The sequence below is a fragment of the Seonamhaeicola aphaedonensis genome, assembly GCF_003386195.1.
Taxonomy (GTDB): Bacteria; Bacteroidota; Bacteroidia; order Flavobacteriales; family Flavobacteriaceae; genus Seonamhaeicola; species Seonamhaeicola aphaedonensis.
In genome coordinates this window covers 646,184-664,817 of sequence record NZ_QRDX01000001.1, presented here as the reverse complement: position 1 = coordinate 664,817, position 18,634 = coordinate 646,184, and the positions used below count along the sequence as shown (strand labels likewise).

14 protein-coding genes are annotated in these 18,634 nt (G+C 34.4%); 5 read left to right on the top strand and 9 right to left on the bottom strand.

The window, feature by feature from the left end; all coding sequences use genetic code 11:
• Window positions 1-88 precede the first annotated feature (88 nt).
• A complete protein-coding gene (dxs, locus tag DFQ02_RS02890) occupies window positions 89-1,840 on the bottom strand; it encodes a 1-deoxy-D-xylulose-5-phosphate synthase (RefSeq protein WP_116039466.1) in 1,752 nt (583 codons plus the stop codon).
• 39 nt (window positions 1,841-1,879) lie between these two features.
• Here dxs and DFQ02_RS02885 point away from each other — a divergent pair, with 39 nt between their 5' ends.
• On the top strand, window positions 1,880-2,329 hold the full coding sequence (locus tag DFQ02_RS02885; RefSeq protein WP_116039465.1) for a nucleoside deaminase: 450 nt from the start codon (window positions 1,880-1,882) through the stop codon (window positions 2,327-2,329).
• 82 nt (window positions 2,330-2,411) lie between these two features.
• On the opposite strand, the gene DFQ02_RS02880 is transcribed toward DFQ02_RS02885, so the two are convergent.
• The 7 genes from DFQ02_RS02880 to DFQ02_RS02850 all read right to left on the bottom strand — a co-directional run bounded on the left by DFQ02_RS02880 (window position 2,412) and on the right by DFQ02_RS02850 (window position 13,086).
• Entirely contained in the window at window positions 2,412-2,648 is a 237-nt protein-coding gene (locus tag DFQ02_RS02880; protein WP_116039464.1) for a hypothetical protein, read from the bottom strand.
• On the bottom strand, window positions 2,648-4,432 hold the full coding sequence (locus tag DFQ02_RS02875) for a chloride channel protein (RefSeq protein ID WP_116039463.1): 1,785 nt from the start codon (window positions 4,430-4,432) through the stop codon (window positions 2,648-2,650). The genes DFQ02_RS02880 and DFQ02_RS02875 overlap by 1 nt, the downstream gene beginning before the upstream one ends.
• A gap of 44 nt (window positions 4,433-4,476) precedes the next feature.
• On the bottom strand, window positions 4,477-6,231 hold the full coding sequence (aspS, locus tag DFQ02_RS02870; RefSeq protein WP_116039462.1) for an aspartate--tRNA ligase: 1,755 nt from the start codon (window positions 6,229-6,231) through the stop codon (window positions 4,477-4,479).
• A 193-nt stretch (window positions 6,232-6,424) separates the two neighbouring features.
• Window positions 6,425-9,922: an efflux RND transporter permease subunit gene (locus DFQ02_RS02865; protein ID WP_116039461.1), complete on the bottom strand. Its 3,498-nt coding sequence runs from the start codon at window positions 9,920-9,922 to the stop codon at window positions 6,425-6,427.
• Between the two features lie 6 nt (window positions 9,923-9,928).
• Entirely contained in the window at window positions 9,929-11,095 is a 1,167-nt protein-coding gene (locus tag DFQ02_RS02860; protein ID WP_116039460.1) for an efflux RND transporter periplasmic adaptor subunit, read from the bottom strand.
• Window positions 11,096-11,110: 15 nt separating this feature from the next.
• Window positions 11,111-12,451: a TolC family protein gene (locus tag DFQ02_RS02855; protein WP_116039459.1), complete on the bottom strand. Its 1,341-nt coding sequence runs from the start codon at window positions 12,449-12,451 to the stop codon at window positions 11,111-11,113.
• A gap of 20 nt (window positions 12,452-12,471) precedes the next feature.
• On the bottom strand, window positions 12,472-13,086 hold the full coding sequence (locus DFQ02_RS02850; protein WP_116039458.1) for a TetR/AcrR family transcriptional regulator: 615 nt from the start codon (window positions 13,084-13,086) through the stop codon (window positions 12,472-12,474).
• 125 nt (window positions 13,087-13,211) lie between these two features.
• Between DFQ02_RS02850 and DFQ02_RS02845 the strand changes: the two genes are divergently transcribed.
• Together DFQ02_RS02845 and DFQ02_RS02840 are read left to right on the top strand one after the other, a co-directional pair.
• Window positions 13,212-14,186, top strand: coding sequence for a polyprenyl synthetase family protein (locus DFQ02_RS02845; RefSeq protein WP_116039457.1), 975 nt, complete (start codon window positions 13,212-13,214; stop codon window positions 14,184-14,186).
• Complete coding sequence (locus DFQ02_RS02840) at window positions 14,186-14,533, top strand: hypothetical protein (RefSeq protein WP_116039456.1); 348 nt, start codon at window positions 14,186-14,188, stop codon at window positions 14,531-14,533. The genes DFQ02_RS02845 and DFQ02_RS02840 overlap by 1 nt, the downstream gene beginning before the upstream one ends.
• Before the next feature lie 36 nt (window positions 14,534-14,569).
• On the opposite strand, the gene DFQ02_RS02835 is transcribed toward DFQ02_RS02840, so the two are convergent.
• Window positions 14,570-15,067 (bottom strand): c-type cytochrome, encoded by a 498-nt coding sequence (locus DFQ02_RS02835; RefSeq protein ID WP_116039455.1) that lies wholly within the window; start codon window positions 15,065-15,067, stop codon window positions 14,570-14,572.
• Window positions 15,068-15,168: 101 nt separating this feature from the next.
• On the opposite strand from DFQ02_RS02835, the gene DFQ02_RS02830 reads away from it, so the two are divergent.
• Both DFQ02_RS02830 and DFQ02_RS02825 read left to right on the top strand, forming a co-directional pair.
• Window positions 15,169-15,600: an RrF2 family transcriptional regulator gene (locus tag DFQ02_RS02830; RefSeq protein WP_116039454.1), complete on the top strand. Its 432-nt coding sequence runs from the start codon at window positions 15,169-15,171 to the stop codon at window positions 15,598-15,600.
• A gap of 254 nt (window positions 15,601-15,854) precedes the next feature.
• Window positions 15,855-18,599 carry a 2-oxoglutarate dehydrogenase E1 component gene (locus tag DFQ02_RS02825; protein ID WP_116039453.1) on the top strand — a complete coding sequence of 915 codons (2,745 nt, stop codon included), beginning with the start codon at window positions 15,855-15,857 and terminating at the stop codon, window positions 18,597-18,599.
• The last annotated feature ends 35 nt before the right edge of the window (window positions 18,600-18,634 follow it).

Sequence of the window (18,634 nt, the reverse complement as noted above, 5' to 3'; positions counted from 1 at the left end):
TCTTAACTTTTTAAAAATACACCTCTAATAGTCAACATTGTGAACTCATTTTTTTTGAATTTGAAGTCAATGAATATTTAATTCTTAATTACAGATTAGAGAGGATGAACTTTCTGATACTTTCAGGGTCTAATCCAACCAATTTTTGAAGTTCTTCAATATTTCCATGTTCTACAAAACTATCGGGAATACCTAGTGTTTTAATACTGTTTTTGTAATTGTATTCCGATGCAAATTCTAGAATTGCACTTCCCAAACCACCTTTTATGGTGCCATCTTCAATGGTTATTATAACCTCATGGTTTTTAAAAACACTATGAAGCATTTTTTCATCCAAAGGTTTCAAAAAGCGCACATCAAAATGGGAGACATCCAAGTCTTCAATAGCAACCTTTACATTTTTGTCCATGGTTCCAATACTTAAAATGGCAAGTTGATTACCTTGTTTTAATTGTTCTCCTTTGCCAATTTCTATGTTAGTAAATGGTTGCTTCCAATTAACAGTTACACCACTTCCTCTAGGGTAACGAATAGCAATAGGGTTTTCTAATCCCAATTGAGCCGTATACATGATATTGCGCAACTCAACTTCATTCCTAGGAGCAAAAATGATGAGGTTGGGAATACATCTTAAATAAGCCAAATCCAAAACGCCATGATGTGTGGCACCATCTTCTCCCACCAAACCAGCTCTATCCAGACAAAAAACAACAGGTAGTTTTTGTAGTGCTACATCATGAATAACCTGATCATACGCCCGTTGTAAAAATGTAGAGTAAATATTACAAAAAGGAATGAGCCCTTGGGTTGACATACCAGCTGCCAAAGTCACCGCATGTTGTTCTGCAATACCAACATCAAAGGCTCTATCTGGAATCGTGTCCATCATATATTTTAGAGAACTACCAGTAGGCATAGCAGGGGTTATACCAACTATATTTTTATTAGCCTTAGCAAGTTCAACAATAGTTTCACCAAATACATCTTGATATTTCGTAAATGTTGTGGCTGTTTTGGGTGCAATCTCACCTGTTACAGAGTCGAACTTTCCTGGGGCGTGGTATGTGACTTGGTCTTTTTCGGCCTGTTTTAATCCTTTACCTTTTGTAGTTATTATGTGCAATAATTTAGGGCCTTTAACAGATTTTAGCCGCTCTAATTCCGATATAATTTTATCAATATCATGACCGTCAATGGGTCCAGAATAGTCAAAGTTTAAAGCCTTTATGATATTGTTGCGCTTTTGAGTACCCTTTTTTACATTAGTTAAATACTGCTTTAAAGCACCCACGCTTGGGTCAATACCTATAGCATTATCGTTTAACACCACCAATACGTTAGCATCGGTTACTCCTGCATGGTTTAATCCTTCAAAAGCCATACCACTGGCAATAGAAGCATCACCTATAACGGCAATATGATGCTTGTTCTCTCCTTTGAGTTTAGAAGCAATAGCCATACCTAAAGTAGCAGAAATAGAGGTAGAGGAATGTCCAACACCAAAACTATCGTACACACTCTCTTCGCGTTTGGGAAACCCACTAATACCACCCAACTGTCTGTTAGTGTCAAAGATGTTCTTTCGGCCTGTTAAAATTTTATGTCCGTAGGCCTGATGCCCTACATCCCAAACCAATAAATCTTCTGGAGTGTTGAATACGTAATGCAAGGCAATGGTTAATTCAACCACACCTAAACTAGCGCCTAAATGCCCTTCTTTAGTGGCTACAATATTGATAATAAATTCACGCAATTCTTTAGCAAGCCTAGGTAATTCATCTTGGTTTAAGGCACGCAAATCTTTTGGTGAATCTATATGTTTTAACAATTGCTCGTTCACCAAGCAAAAGTACAAGAATGAAATCGTATTTTTATGACCATGGAACACATTTTTGATGACGTTTATTTTATGCGGAAAGCTTTACAAGAAGCTGAAATTGCTTTTGAAAAGGGTGAAATTCCTGTGGGTGCTGTTATAGTTATTGATAATAAAATCATAGCTCGCGGATACAACCTTACCGAAACTTTAAACGATGTTACCGCACATGCCGAAATGCAAGCCATTACAGCAGCTGCTAATTTTTTGGGCGGCAAGTATCTTAAAAATTGTACGCTCTATGTAACTTTAGAACCTTGTCAAATGTGCGCTGGGGCATTGTACTGGAGTCAAATTTCAAAAATAGTTTATGGTGCCAGAGACCCAGAACGCGGTTGTATTAACCTCAAAACAAAACTTCATCCTAAAACTAAAATTAAAGGTGGTGTTTTGGCAGAAGAAACTAGTGATTTGTTAAAACGTTTTTTTATTATGAAGCGAAATTTGAATTGATATTTTTCATCCTGATAGAGGTATGACCGAAGAATCTGCACTAGAGATGAGATGCTGAAACAAGTTCAGAATGACAAAAAGATTAATACTTTTTCTTTTTCTGTGATTCACGCATTCTATCCAAATTTTCTTTAGTAAGCATATAGTCTTTTAAATTTTTGTCTTTCCAGCGGTAATAAGAGAATAGAGGAAATACAACAATAAATAAACCAACAGTTCCAAAACCTACGAGTTTTTGAGAGTATTCCAAATCAACAAAAAATCCCGTAAGAATTAATCCTACTGTGGCTATAAATAGTATGAGAATGATGTATTTCATTAATGCGTAACATTTATTAGTTGTCGTCTGTAGGCGGTTAATAATTTAGATTTAGAGATATAGCCATAATATTTGCCATGTTTTATAACAGGTAAATTCCAAGCACCGCTGGTTTTAAATTTTTGCATGATGGTGTTCATGGTATCTTCTTCATAATTGATGATTCCAGCATCGGCATGCATTAAACTTTCTGCATTAACTTTATCGTATAAATCTGTATTAAACATCATGTGTCTGATATCATCTAAACGGATAACTCCTAAAAATTCCTGAGACTCATTAACCACTGGGAAATGATTTCTAGACGATTTCGCCACGGCGTTTTTTAAAATATTTCCCAATGTCATATCTGGTGTTAAAATAACAAAGTTGGTTTCAATTACTTTGTCAATCTCCAGCATCATCAATACATTTTGGTCTTTATCATGAGTAATGAGTTCGCCACGTTCAGCTAATTTTAAAGTATAAACAGAATGTGATATATAATATTTGGTAATAGCAAAAGAGATTGCAGATACAAGCATAAGAGGCACAAAAAGTTCATAACCACCGGTGATTTCGGCAATAAGAAAAATAGCAGTTAAAGGGGCATGCAAAACACCTGCCATTAAGCCAGTCATTCCTATTAAAGTGAAGTTAGATTCAGATACATCGAAACCAAAGCCAATATTGTTTATTACCTTGGCAAAGGCATTGCCCAAGGCGCTTCCCATAACTAACGTTGGGATAAAAACACCACCTACACCTCCAGCACCAAATGTAGTGGTCATAGCTATGGCTTTAAATAAGGTTATGCCAAAAAGAAGACCAATAACTATCCAGATATTATCTAAATCTAAATTAAAAGGTGTTCTTCCTATGGCTGCGATGTGATCTCCTTTAAGCAAATTGTTCATAATGCCGTAACCCTCACCATAAAGTGGAGGTATTAGAAACAACATAGTTCCTATGGCTAACCCTCCAATTAGCAAGCGTTTTGCTCTACTTTCAAATTGCTTAAAAAAGTTGGTTATGGTGAAAAAGACTTTTGAAAAGTACACAGACATATGTCCTGTAACTAAACCAAGTACCACATAAAAAGCGATATCATTGATTTCAAATTTGTCAATTAATTCAAACCTGAGTAATACATCGGTTCCTAAGAAAAAATAGGAAGTTACCACAGCAGAAACCGAGGCTAGAAGTAATGGTACTAATGAGGCAAAAGCAATATCTAGACTGAATATTTCAATGGCAAATACTATGGCTGCAATAGGAGCTTTAAACATAGAGGCCATAGCGCCTGCTGCTGCACATGAAATTAATAATAATCTCGTTTTCGTATTCATGTGAAACAAACGAGCAGCATTAGACCCCAAAGCTGCACCAACACTTACCGCAGGTCCTTGAAGCCCTACAGAGCCACCAAATCCAACCGTTAATGGAGCGGTTATTAAACCTGCATAAATATTATATCTAGGAATAATACCATTTAGTTTGGAAATAGCATGCAATGTTGTAGAAATACCATGCCCAATATGTTTTTTCAACCAGGTTTGCTTTATTATGTAAACCAATAAAAGTCCAATAATTGGTAAAACAAAATATAGAGTGCTTTGGTAATCTTTAAAAATATATAAATTGAAAAAATGACGAATATAGTGTGTGAGGTTTTTAAGTACTACCGTACCCATACCTGCTAGAAACCCAACTAGAATACTAAGGATATAAACAAATTGACGTTCTGAAATATGTTTGTATTTCCAGATTAGAAATTTCCTTAAAAGACTTCTAGCGTTAGGCATTTTTAAAAGTAACAAAAAATCCCGCAATGTGCAGGATTTTTGAATTATGATTTAAGGTTCAGTTTTAAACTTAATTCTTCCAATTGTTCTTCGTTAATAGGTGCAGGAGCATCTATCATTACATCACGACCAGAGTTGTTTTTTGGGAAGGCAATAAAGTCACGAATGGTTTCTTGTCCTCCTAAAATAGCTACCAATCTGTCTAACCCAAATGCTAAACCACCATGTGGTGGTGCGCCATATTGAAAGGCATCCATTAAAAATCCAAATTGGGCTTTGGCTTCTTCTTCTGTAAATCCTAAATAATCAAACATCAACGATTGGGTTGCTTTATCATGTATCCTTATAGAACCTCCTCCAATTTCGTTCCCATTTAATACTAAATCGTAGGCATTAGCTTTAACCGCACCAGGATCTGTTTTTAATAATTCAATCTGCCCTGGTTTTGGAGATGTAAATGGGTGGTGCATAGCGTGGTAACGTTTTGTTTCCTCATCCCATTCCAATAATGGAAAATCCATGACCCAAAGTGGAGCAAATTCATTAGGCTTTCGCAAGCCTAAGCGTTCTGCCAATTCCATTCTTAGGGCACTTAACTGAGTTCTTACCTTATTGGTATCTCCAGAAAGCACGCAAATTAAGTCACCTGGTTTTGCACCAGTAACTTCTGACCATTTTGCTAAATCATCTTGGTCATAGAATTTATCTACAGAAGATTTAAATGAACCATCTTCATTACAACGACAATACACCATGCCTAAAGCGCCAATCTGTGGACGTTTTACCCAGTCGATTAATTTGTCAATTTCCTTTCTAGTATAACTGTTTCCTCCTGGAACTGCAATGCCAACAACCAATTCAGCATTGTTGAAAACACTGAAATCTTTATGTTGTGCCACTTCATTTAACTCACCAAACTCCATCCCAAAACGAATGTCTGGTTTATCATTTCCGTATAAACGCATGGCGTCATCGTACTGAATTCTGGGGAATTTATCAATTTCAACGCCATTAATTTCTTTTAATAAATGGCGTGTTAATCCTTCAAAAGCATTTAAAATATCTTCTTGCTCTATAAATGCCATTTCGCAGTCTATTTGCGTAAACTCGGGTTGTCGGTCAGCACGTAAATCTTCGTCTCTAAAACATTTTACAATCTGAAAATATTTATCCATACCACCAACCATTAAAAGTTGTTTAAAGGTTTGAGGTGATTGTGGTAATGCGTAAAATTCGCCTTCGTTCATTCTTGAAGGCACCACGAAATCGCGAGCACCTTCAGGTGTTGACTTGATTAAATAAGGTGTTTCAACTTCAATAAATCCTTCTCTAGACAAATAATTTCTTACTTCTTGAGTGACTTTATGTCTAAAAATTAGGCTATTTTTGACGGGATTACGACGAATATCTAAATAACGATACTTCATACGTAATTCCTCGCCACCATCAGTTTCATCTTCAATAGTAAATGGAGGTAGAATGGCTTTGTTAAGAATATTTAATTCTGAAACTAAAATCTCTATGTCTCCAGTTGCCATATTTGGGTTTTTAGAGGCACGTTCAATAACAGTTCCTTTTACTTGAATTACAAATTCTCGACCCAAAGTTTGGGCTTGTTTCATCATGTCTTTTGAGGTACGCTCTTCATCAAAAACCAATTGAGTGATACCGTAACGGTCACGTAAATCTACCCAAACAATAAAACCTTTATCACGAGATTTCTGTACCCAACCGGCTAGGGTAACTTCTTCATTTATGTCTGTAGCTCTTAATTCACCACAATGATGACTTCTATACATGGTTGTAAAATTGAAGTGCAAATTTACATAAGTTATGTGATTAAATATGTATTTGTACATTGAATTTGTCTGTCTCTTAATAAGACTTTAAAAACAAGCTGCCAACTACAACAGAAGCGTTTAAAAAACCAAAAGAGCCTTATATTTTATGGCTCTTTTGATTTATCAAGTGAATAATAAATAATGACGAACTTTATCTAAGCTTCCTTAAAAATATTTTTCGCTTTAACTTGTTCACTAAATAGAATAATACGGGAACTATAATGAGTGTTAAGAATGTGGCGAATATTAAGCCAAAAATAACAGTCCATGACAATGGACCCCAAAAAATCTTATTATCCCCTCCCATATAAATATTTGGGTCAAATTTGTTAAAAAGCGAAAAGAAATCAATGTTAAATCCTACAGCCAGTGGAATTAATCCAAAAACCGTAGTGATAGCGGTTAATAACACGGGTCTTAAACGCGCTTTACCACCTTTTACAATAGCTTCCTTGATATCTTCCATAGGCAAGCGCTCTGTTACATCAATACCATCCATGGTGGAACGTTTTCTGTCTATTAATAATTGAGTATAATCTAGCAGAACAACACCATTATTTACAACAATACCTGCGAGGGAAATAATACCCATCATGGTCATCATAATCACAAAAGACCACCCCGTAAATACTAAACCTAAAAATACACCGGCGAAACTTAAAAATATAGCCCCCATGATAATTGTAGGTTTAGAAACTGAACCAAACTGGAATATTAGAATTAACATGATTAAACCTAATCCTGCTAGAAGTGCTTTGTTTAAGAAAGCCTGCTCTTTGGCTTGTTCTTCTAACTGACCAGTATAATCAATTTTAATATCACTTGGAAGCGTTCCATAAGTGTCACTATACGATTCCATTTCTGTTTTAATTTGGCTTACAACAATATTGGCATCTATAAATCCTGGGGCTAAAGCTGAGTATACCGTTACCACACGTTTGTAATCACGATGTTTAATAGAACTAAATGATGAGGTGTTGGCTTGTTTAGCTACAGCCGAAATTGGTACTTCTTTTAGTTGCCCTGTAGCTTGGTCTCTAAAGATGATGTTTTGATTAAATAATGCACTGGTGTTATATCTTAAATCTTCATTAAAGCGCACATTGATATCATAATCTTCACCATCTTTTTTGTAAACACCCGCTTTAGCTCCAAAGAGTGAATTACGTAATTGTTGCCCTACCTGACCTGCAGAGACCCCTAATTCTCCAGCTTTTTCACGGTCAACATCAACTCTGGCAACAGGTTTTCCGCGGTTTACATCAATTTTTAATTGGTCTATACCAGGTACATTTTTACTATCAATAAACTTCTTAATATTTTCTGCTACAGTAATGAGTTGGTCATAATCTTTACCTTCAATTTCAATATTGATTGGGTATCCAGTAGGTGGGCCAACAGGGTCTTTTTCAACAGAAATAGAAACTCCTGGATAAACACCTTTCAGAGCGTTTTGAATGTCTTTACGTAACTCCTCACTGTCTATAATGTTGTTGTTAGCATCTCTTCTAAATTTAAATTCGCGCATGGTAGCCGTAATTTTACCCTTATTAGGCATTTCTGCTGCCGAACCACCATCGGTAAATGGGTTACCTGCTCCTTCACCAACTTGAGATACTACAGATTCTACCAAGAAGTTTTTACTATCATCCGTTGAGTTTGTGTATTTCTCACTTCTAATAACCTCGTAAACACGGTTTTCAATACTTTTTGTTATCTCATTGGTTTTTTCAATGGCTGTTCCTTCTGGATATTCAATATACACCATGATTTGCTTAGGCGTATTATCTGGGAAAAACTCTATGTTAGTTCTTTGTGTACCAACCGAGATTCCAAATGCCATGAAGGAAATAATTAGGATAAGCACTGTGCCACCAACATATACATAAGGCATTCTTCCTTGTAAAGCAGTTCTTAGTTGTTTTTCATAAAGATTTTCTAAACGAGGTAAGAACTGATCTTTAAAGGTATGTGTAGCACCTTTAATAATGTATTTATAGCCCCAAAGTAATGTGGCACTAAAAATAAGCAAGGTACCTAACCCACGGATGGCACCACCAACAAAATATATAAATAAGCCTAATAGCACCAATATTATGGTAATTCGTATTAAGCGTTTCATAGGTATGGTGTCCTCTTCAATTTTCATGAATTGTGATACCATAACCGAATTGATAAAAACTGCTACAAATAAGGAAGAACCTAAAACTATAGACAATGTAATAGGGAAATAAATCATGAATTCTCCCATCATTCCTGGCCACATTCCTAAAGGAATAAATGCTGCTACTGTAGTTAAGGTTGAAATAATGATTGGCATGGCAATTTCACCAATACCCTTTTTGGCGGCTTCAATACGGCTCATACCTTCTTCATCCATTAAACGGTAAACATTTTCTACCAGAACAATGCCATTATCTACCAACATTCCCAGACCCATAATGAGTCCGAAAAGAATCATGGTATTCATGGTGTAACCTAATATTTGTACAATCATGAAGGCCATTACCATAGACATTGGGATAGCAAACCCCACGAACAGTGCATTTCTAAAACCAAGGAAAAACATCAACACTGTTGTAACCAGAATAATACCAAAAATGATATTGTTTACTAAATCATCAACTTGATTTAAAGTAATTTGAGACTGATCATTAGCCGTAGTAATTTTTACATCTTTAGGAATAATGTTAGTTTCCTGCGAAGTTTTAATGATTTCATAAATGGCGTCTGCCGCAGCTACCATGTTTTTACCAGATCGTTTTTTAACATCTAACATGACTACATTTTTACCAAAGTCTCTGGCAAATGTGGTATGGTCTTCATCAATAAAAGAAACGGTTGCCACATCACGCAGATACACAGCACCATTATCAGATTTAACAACAAAATTTTCTAACTGTTTAGGGTCACTAATTTCTCCAATAACTCTAACAGTTCTTCGCTGTCCGCTAGCAATGAGATTACCGGCACTCATAGTCATGTTACCGTTTTGAATGGTACCAATAACATCATTGAAGCTTACCTTTGCAGCCATCATTTTGTAGATATCTACGGCTACTTCAACTTCTTTTTCTTGAGCACCACGAATATCTGCGGCTTTAATTTCTTCTAAATCTTCAATGTCGTCCTGAAGTATCTCTGCAAATTCTTTAAGTTTATCAACAGGATAATCGCCTGTTAGATTGATGTTTAGAATTGGCATTTCTTCAGAAAAATTTAAATCGAAAACATCTGGTTCTACCTTAGCACCATTAAATGTTGGCCAATCTTCGGATGCTTTTTCACTATCAACCTCATCTTTTACTTTTTGTCTTGCAGCTTCTACGGTGATATTTTCATCAAATTCAATGATAATCATACCGTAGTCTTCTTGTGAAGTTGAAAGTACTTCGGTGACATTGCTAATATTTTTAACCCGGTCTTCTAAAGGGTCTACAATAAGTTTTTCAATGTCTTCAGCGGTGTTACCTGGGTAAGGTGTACTTATGTATATTTTGGTTTCCTTTACCTCTGGAAAACTTTCACGAGGTAAACTAAAGTAGGCTGAAATTCCCATAAAAAGGAAAATAGCAACTATGACATAAACAACTGTTTTGTTGTTTATGGCCCATGATGAGGGTTGGAATTCTTTATGTAGTTTGCTCATTCGTTTTTAATTTGAAATTTCTACTTCTTGGCCATCCTGAACACTTCGGGCACCTTCTTTAATAACTTGATATCCAGATTCTAATCCGGTTAGTACTTCAATAAAGTCGCCTTGTGTTTTACCGGTAGTGATGATGACTTTTTTGGCTTTGCCAATTTTGTTTTCGTTTACATCTATTACCACAAAAACATATTGTTCTCCGGCACTGTTTTCTGAAATAATACTCTGTGGAATGAGTATAGCTTCAGGGTTTGTGTAGTCGTTTATTTTTAGTTTTCCCGTTAGGTTTGGCTTAATATCACCTTCTTTATTTGGTAAACCTACTTCAATTTTAAATGCTCTATTATTAGGGTTGATGAAATTTCCAACTTGACGAATAGAACTTTCTACAGTTTTGCCCAAAGCAGGAAAGTTAACTTCGGTCATTTTACCTTTAGTTACATTGGGTATGTGGCTTTCTGGAACTTCTGCCTCAATGTACATATTATTCAAATTTACTATCCTTAAAAGCGGTGTTTGTCCAGGAGCCACCACACTACCTTGGTCTGTAATTACATCGTCAATAATTCCTGAAAAAGGTGCTCTAACATTTGTTTTATCTAATTGAGATTGTAGTTGTTTTACCGCATTTTGAGTAGCGTTAAATGTGGTTTCGGCTTGTAAAAATTGAATTTCAGAACCAATTTTTTGCTCCCAAAGTCTTTTTTGGCGCTCATACGTGGTTTTAGCTAAGGCTGCTTGCGTTTTAGCTTGAGATAGTTGTTCACTTAAACCGCCATCATCAATTTTAGCTAAAGTTTGCCCTTTACTAACTTGTTGACCCTCCTTTACATAAACATGTTTTAGAACACCTGAAAACTCTGGATACAATACAATATTCTGTTTAGTTTTTACATTGCCTTGAATCTCTAAAAAGTGATTAAAGGCAACTGCTTTGATAGGTATTGTGGTAATTAATGGAAGCACTTTTTTACCACTTAATTTATCTAGGGCGGTATCAATTTTTTGTAAACTGGCAGCTATTTCTTGCTGTTGCTTTTTTAATTCACTTCGTTTTGCCTCAATGCTTGCTAAATCTTTAGAAGCGATTATATCTTCTACCGATTGATTTTTGTCTCCACCACACGAAGTTAATAGCAGTAGCCCGATGATTGTTGTTGTTATATATTTCATGATATGATTGATTTTTTAGTTGTTTATTTTATTAGAAACTGTTTCCAGTTCAACTTTTCTGTTGATAACATCTAACATAGCTTGTAAAAATTCTTGTTGTGCACTGTATAACTGTATTTGGGCTTGCCTTAAATCAAAACTGGTAGCAATACCTTCAAAAAATTTGGTTTGATTTTTATTTTCAATGCGTTCGGCAAGATTTAAATTCTCTTTTTTGTTGTTATAATCTTCTAATGCAAATTGATAGTCACTTTTTGCAGATTCTATTTGCAGTTTTAAACGTTGTTCCGTTTCGGTTAACTCGTCTTTTGATTTTTCTAAATTAATTTTAGCACGTTGTGTTCTAGCACTTTTTTGTCCTGAGCCAAAAATGGGGATTTGCATACTGACTCCCAAAAGACCATAGCCAAAGTACTCCTGCTCGCTGTTTAAAAAGCTAAAATCATTACTAAACGAAAGGTACCCGCCTGTTAAAAAAGTACTTAGTGTTGGCAGGGCTCTGCTTTGTTCTAATTTCACTAATAACTCTTTAGATACTTTGTCATTTTCAGCTATTTGATAATCAATGGTGTTCTCAACAGTTAATGGCTCACTGAGTAACTCCAAATCGATATGTTTTGCAGTTAGTGTTTCTAAATTATCTGTAAGTGTTGTGTTTGCATAAATATCAATACCTAAAGTTATATTAAGCATTTGGTAAGCTACTTTTTTTAACCTGATAGTATTGTTGAGATTGCTTTCAATTCCAGATAGAGTGATTTTTAATTGTTCTACACTTTCCTCTTCTTCAAGTCCGTTTTCATAAATCTTAATAATATCATCCAGATTTTTTTGAAGAGTCGCTTTGTTTTTCTCTAATATTTTTACACTTTCTTCGGCTAATAAAACGTTGCCGTAGGCGTTGATGACCATTTTTCTAATTTCCAAATCAGTCTTTGTTTTAGCATTTTCAGAAATCTCTAAAAACACTTTAGCAGACTGGAGCCCTACAATGTAAGAACCATCAAAAATTAGTTGTGTTAGCGTTGCAGAGGCATTAATGTTTTGAGTAGTCCCAAAAATTACAGGAACAAGTTCAGAATTAGGATCACCAAAGTCACTTGGTATTACTGTAACTTGTTGCTTGAAAAAGTTTTGATAATCGATACTTCCGTTAATTTGAGGAAGCCCAGTAGCAATGGTTTCCCATTTTTGTTTTTTTGCGGCTTCAATGTCACGTTGTGCATTTTTGGCTGTTCTGTTGTTTTCCAAAGCGTAATCTATAGCTTCTTGTAAAGAAAAACTATGAGTCATTTCCTGTGAAAAAAGCGTAAGGCTGCTTAGTAAACTAAAAAATATAATTAGTTTGTTTTTCATGTGTTAACAGTTATTATTTTTTATGTGTTTAATGATTGATTTGATTTTATAAACTTATTTAAAATTTGAAGTCCTTTGTCTGTAACTATTGCTCGTAAATGGTATTCTAAATAGCTTTCAATTAAATATTCCATGTCATAATTGTTTAGAGGAAAAATAGTTTGATCTTTTATACCTGTCATTCCGGTAAAGTACATTTTAGATATAAAATCTACATCAATAGAGTCTCTAAACAAACCATTAGCAATGCCATTTTGCAAACTTTCTTTTACAGAATCGTACATTTTTTCAAATTGCTTTAACTTAAGCTGATTATAAATTTTCGGATAGTATTTTTTTAACTGGAATTGTGGTGAGGTTTTTTCATTTTTTAAGTAATGTAATACAAACATTTTTATGTCGTATAACTCTTTTATCGGGTTGTCAGAGCTGTTGCAAATGCCGTCAATACCCTCGCAAACATTTTCAAAAATTGTAAAAGTTACAGCTTCTATCAATTTGGTTTTATTGGCAAAGTGTACGTATATGGTTTTTTTAGAAATAGCCATTTCATTCGCAATATCATCCATAGTAACGCTTTTAAATCCAAAATTTAAAAACAACTCTGCCGCTTTATTAATTATCTTTTCTCTCATAATTTATGAGCGCAAATATACTTTGGAAACTATAAAAACAAAAAAAGTTTCCAAAGTTTTACTTTTTTTTAACACTAAGTTCATATTGTCCTTTTTTATAAATTGAATTACTTTATTTTTGTTTTATGCTATCCATAGAAAAATATCAAGAGGAGTTTTTATCTTTTCTAGAAGATTACAATACTGTTAAAGAACCGCATGGGTTGTACAAACCAATAGAATACATATTAGGTTTAGGAGGAAAACGATTACGGCCTGTATTAACTTTAATGACTACTGATATTTTTGGAGGCAGTTATAAAGACGCTTTTCATGCGGCATTGGGGGTTGAGGTTTTTCATAACTTTACTTTAGTTCATGATGACATTATGGATGATGCGCCACTAAGAAGAGGAAAAGCAACGGTTCATGAAAAATGGGATATTAATACGGGTATTTTATCTGGTGATGCCATGTTAATTATGGCCTATCAATTATTTGAGCATTATCCACCGGAAATTTTTAAAGCTTTAACAAAACTGTTCAGCAGAACAGCTATCGAGGTTTGTGAAGGGCAGCAATATGATGTTGATTTTGAAACTAGAAATGACGTAACCATACCAGAGTATTTAAAAATGATTGAATACAAAACGTCGGTTTTGGTAGCAGCAGCAATGAAAATGGGGGCTATAATTGCTGGAGCTTCTATAGAAGATCAGAATAATATTTATGAATTTGGTAGAAACCTAGGTGTTGCGTTTCAGTTACAAGACGATTACTTAGATGCTTTTGGAAATCCAGAAACTTTTGGTAAGCAAGTAGGGGGTGATATTATTGAAAACAAAAAAACCTATTTGTATTTAAAAGCATTGCAGTTTGCATCGGAAAATGAAAAGGAAAGATTGATTCACTTATTCAATACCGTAACAGATAAAACTGATGAAAAAGTATTTGTGGTTAAGGAGTTATTTAAAGCTACGGGAGCATCAGAATCAACCAAACAAGCGGTTCAAGATTACACCAATAAAGCCTTTTCTGTTTTAGAAACCCTAAATATCTCTGATGACAGAAAACAGCTCTTAAAAGTATTTGGAAATAGTTTAATGAATAGAAATGTGTAATGCAATTCCCCACTACTTTTGATGACTTAATAGTTAAGGCTAATGATTTAGATTTATATAAAAAGTTAGTTCTTCAGCTTAATAAAGACTTTCTATTAGCTAATATTGATTTAGATTTTCACGAAGATATCTTGCCTTCAAGTTTAAAGCTACTACTTCATGAAACTGTTTATAAGTTAATACAGGAAAGATTTGCAGATTACTTAAACCTACTTTATATCATTGATGTTTCTGAAAAAGCGATTAAGTCTTTGAGTGGAGAGGATACTTTAAAACTAGCAGAAGAAGTGTCGTTTTTGATATTAAGGCGCGAATGGCAGAAAGTCTGGTTTCGCAATTATTATTAAATCTTTTGGCTTGTAGTATTCTGTTCTTAAGTGAATTTACAAGGTTCTAAAGTACTCTAAAAGCGCTCTGGCATCAGCTTCATTTACGTTTTGTAAAGGCATTATGGCTCCGTTAAATTCTTTTTGGAGTGCCTTTGTTAGGTCGTCTTTTTGAATCATTTCAAGAGGATTAAGCATAATATTCATAATCCATTCAGGGGATCTTCGTTCTAAAATATCTTTTGGAGCTGGACCAATAAACTTTTTGTCTGGTTTATGACAGGCCGTACATAATTTTTTAAATATTTCTGCACCCTTGGCAGCCATGTTTCTGTCTATATTTTTATCCAAATTAACAGATGTAATAGGTCCAATGCCTTTGTTTTCGAGATGTATTTGCTTTGAAGGAGGTGTTGCCTCGCTTTTTTTTGTAGTTTTTTCGGTAGAACGTTTTTCTTCATAAGAAAAACTAGTTTTCTCTTTTTCTTCTTTACCACCACACCCTATTAATACCAGTAAGAAAACATAAATATTATACCTAATAAATCCTTTCATTTCATCAATTAATTACTAAAATCAAAACTATTTACAAAAATCATTTCAATATATGATATAAATCATCTTAAAAACAAGGATACCCTTTATATATTTGTATAATGCTATCTAATTCTTCAAAATATGCCATTAAAGCAGTGCTGTTTTTAGCTATACACTCTAACCGCAGCAAAAAGGTGATGGCTAAAGATATATCAGAACCTATCAATGTACCACAAGCATATTTAGCAAAATTACTTCAACCTTTAGTAAAAGAAAATATAGTATCTTCTGTAAGGGGCCCGAAAGGAGGCTTTTATATGGATGATGAGAATTTAGAAAAAACGGTAATTGATATTATTTTTGTAATTGATAGTGAGGAAAAATTTAGTTCCTGTATGTTGAGTTTAGACAAGTGTAATGAAGAAAATCCTTGTCCGTTACACAATATATTAGTTGCTTCAAGAAATGATATTTTTCAACAATTAAAAGAAAAAACCATCAGAGAGTTAGCGCATGAAGTTGCCTTAGGTAATGCATTTTTGCCACTTTAAGAATTCCTTTATTTTTTATTTTATGTCATCTTAGTTAAAAATTAATTAAACCAATACTAAAAGTACACTTATATTTAACGATTTTAAAAAAACTAAATAAAAATTTGGTAATCATCAAAAAATTAACATTTAAACAAAAGTATTTGCTAAAAGTGTTGATCACATACATAATTCTTAAGCATAGAGAACCTAATGTTTATAAAAGTTGTATTTTTGGAGAATGTTTTTTTAAGAAGAGTTAGGATAAGAAAATAATGGATAAATTTTCCTTTTTAAATGCAGCACACACGGCATATTTTGCTGATTTATACGAGCAATATTTACAAAACCCAGATAGTGTAGAACCAAGTTGGAGAGCTTTTTTTCAAGGATATGATTTTGGTAGTGAAAACTATGGTTTAAACGGTGAAATTGTAGAAGGTGTTTCAACACAAATTCCTGAACATCTGCACAAAGAGTTTCAGGTTGTAAAACTTATTGACGGGTATAGGATGCGAGGTCATTTGTTTACCAAAACAAATCCGGTTAGGGCAAGAAGAAGCTATTTTCCAACTTTGGAATTAGAGAATTTTGAACTTTCGGAGGCTGATTTAGACACCGTTTTCAATGCAGGTGAAATATTAGGTTTAAAAGCGCAGACTTTACGTGAAATTATAAAGCACTTAGAACAGATTTACTGTGATTCTATTGGTGTTGAGTATATGTATTTGAGAAACCCTGACGTTATAAAATGGTGGCAGGAAAAATTAAATGTAAATGATAATCACCCAGCGTTTTCTACCGAAACTAAAAAATATATTCTATCAAAATTAAATCAAGCAGTTACTTTTGAGAACTTTCTTCAGACCAAATATGTTGGTCAAAAGCGTTTTTCTTTAGAAGGAGGTGAGTCATTAATACCAGCCATTAGTAATACATTATACAATGCTGTTGAGAAATTTGGAGTGAAGGAATGTGTTTTAGGTATGGCACACCGCGGACGCTTAAGCACGCTTGTTAATATCTTTAGAAAACCCTTACATGAACTATTTAGTGAGTTTGAAGGTAAGGATTTTGAAGATGAAAATATTGATGGCGATGTGAAATATCATTTAGGTTTAACGCTAGACAAAACCTATCAAAATGGTAAATCTATAAAAATGAATTTGGTGCCTAACCCATCGCACTTAGAAACTGTTGGGCCTGTTGTAGAAGGAATTACAAGAGCTAAAATTGATGATGATTATAATGGTGATGATTCTAAAATCTTACCTATTATTGTGCATGGTGATGCTGCAATTGCGGGTCAGGGTATAGCTTATGAGGTAGCTCAAATGAGTCAACTAAATGGTTACAAAACAGGTGGAACCATTCATATTGTTGTTAATAATCAAATAGGATTTACTACAAACTATTTAGATGCACGTTCAAGTACCTACTGTACAGATGTTGCTAAGGTTACCTTATCTCCTGTAATGCATGTTAATGCCGATGACGCCGAAGCTGTTGTTCATGCCATAGAAATGGCTTTAGATTACAGAATGCGTTTCAAAAAAGACGTTTACATTGATTTGTTAGGATATAGAAAGTACGGGCATAATGAAGGTGATGAACCAAGATTTACGCAACCTAAGCTTTATAAATACATCGCAAAACATCCAAATCCCTATAAGATTTATTCTGATAAATTGATAGCTGAAGGTGCCATTGATAAGTCATACTCCAATGCTATAGTTGAGGAGTTTAAGAATACTCTTGAAAGTGAGTATGCAAAGGCAAAAGAATCAGATTCTTCAAAAGTTAGAGAGTTCATGCAAGAGCGTTGGACCAATTTTGAGCGAAGAGGATTAGATGCTATGCTTGAAACTGTTGATACAAAATATTCTGAAGATAACCTAAAAAGTATTTCTAAAGTGGTATCAACGGTGCCAGATGGCGTTAAGTTTTTACGCAAAGCAGAACGCATATTACAAGGGCGTGAAAAAATGGTTTTTGAAACTGACACCCTTGATTGGGGAATGGCAGAAACCCTAGCATATGGAAGTTTATTAGAAGAGGGTTATAATGTTAGAATTTCAGGTCAGGATGTAGAACGCGGTACGTTTAGTCACAGACATGCTATTTTACGAGATGAGATTTCAGAAGAAAGAATCAATTTATTAAACACAAACCCAAATAATAAAGGCGAAATGTACATTTACAATTCGTTTTTATCAGAATATGGTGTCTTGGGATTTGATTATGGCTACGCAATGGCAAACCCAAATACATTAACTATTTGGGAAGCACAGTTTGGAGATTTTAGTAACGGAGCTCAAATTATATTTGACCAATATCTCTCAGCTGCCGAAGATAAATGGAAATCGCAAAACGGTCTTGTAGTATTATTACCTCATGGGTATGAAGGTCAGGGGTCTGAGCATTCTTCTGCCAGAATGGAACGCTACTTACAGCTTTGTGCTAATGATAACATGATTGTAGCAGATTGTACCACACCAGCAAATCTTTTCCATTTGTTGCGTCGCCAAATGAAACGCGATTTTAGAAAACCTCTTGTTGTTTTCACACCTAAAAGTTTATTGAGACATCCTAAAGCGGTGTCTTCCATAAAAGAATTAGCCAATGGTGCATTTCAAGAAATAATTGATGATACTATTAATCCTGATAAGGTTAAGAAATTGGTGTTCTGTACAGGTAAGTTTTACTATGAGTTGTTAGAAGAACGAGAATCACTTAACAGAGAGGATGTAGCCATTGTAAGAATTGAACAGTTATTTCCTCTGCACTATGATAAAATTCAAGAAGTGATTAAGAAATATCCAAATGTAGAAAAGTACATTTGGGCTCAAGAAGAACCAAAAAACATGGGGGCTTGGGGCTTCATGGCTCAACGATTAAATATTGTGAAATTAGAGGTTTGCTCTAGACCTTATAACTCTGTACCAGCACCAGGATCCAGTACTAGAGATAGAGCAAGACAACGTCGTGTAATAGAAGACGTTTTCGACATAAAAAAGTAAATAAGAACAATTTAAAATATAATTAAAATTATTTA

Coding starts and splice junctions, on each gene's coding strand:
- DFQ02_RS02885 (WP_116039465.1), top strand. CDS start 1,880: ATGGAACACATTTTTGATGACGTTTATTTTATGCGGAAAGCTTTACAA.
- DFQ02_RS02880 (WP_116039464.1), bottom strand. CDS start 2,648: ATGAAATACATCATTCTCATACTATTTATAGCCACAGTAGGATTAATT.
- DFQ02_RS02875 (WP_116039463.1), bottom strand. CDS start 4,432: ATGCCTAACGCTAGAAGTCTTTTAAGGAAATTTCTAATCTGGAAATAC.
- aspS (WP_116039462.1), bottom strand. CDS start 6,231: ATGTATAGAAGTCATCATTGTGGTGAATTAAGAGCTACAGACATAAAT.
- DFQ02_RS02865 (WP_116039461.1), bottom strand. CDS start 9,922: ATGAGCAAACTACATAAAGAATTCCAACCCTCATCATGGGCCATAAAC.
- DFQ02_RS02860 (WP_116039460.1), bottom strand. CDS start 11,095: ATGAAATATATAACAACAACAATCATCGGGCTACTGCTATTAACTTCG.
- DFQ02_RS02855 (WP_116039459.1), bottom strand. CDS start 12,451: ATGAAAAACAAACTAATTATATTTTTTAGTTTACTAAGCAGCCTTACG.
- DFQ02_RS02850 (WP_116039458.1), bottom strand. CDS start 13,086: ATGAGAGAAAAGATAATTAATAAAGCGGCAGAGTTGTTTTTAAATTTT.
- DFQ02_RS02845 (WP_116039457.1), top strand. CDS start 13,212: ATGCTATCCATAGAAAAATATCAAGAGGAGTTTTTATCTTTTCTAGAA.
- DFQ02_RS02840 (WP_116039456.1), top strand. CDS start 14,186: ATGCAATTCCCCACTACTTTTGATGACTTAATAGTTAAGGCTAATGAT.
- DFQ02_RS02835 (WP_116039455.1), bottom strand. CDS start 15,067: ATGAAAGGATTTATTAGGTATAATATTTATGTTTTCTTACTGGTATTA.
- DFQ02_RS02830 (WP_116039454.1), top strand. CDS start 15,169: ATGCTATCTAATTCTTCAAAATATGCCATTAAAGCAGTGCTGTTTTTA.
- DFQ02_RS02825 (WP_116039453.1), top strand. CDS start 15,855: ATGGATAAATTTTCCTTTTTAAATGCAGCACACACGGCATATTTTGCT.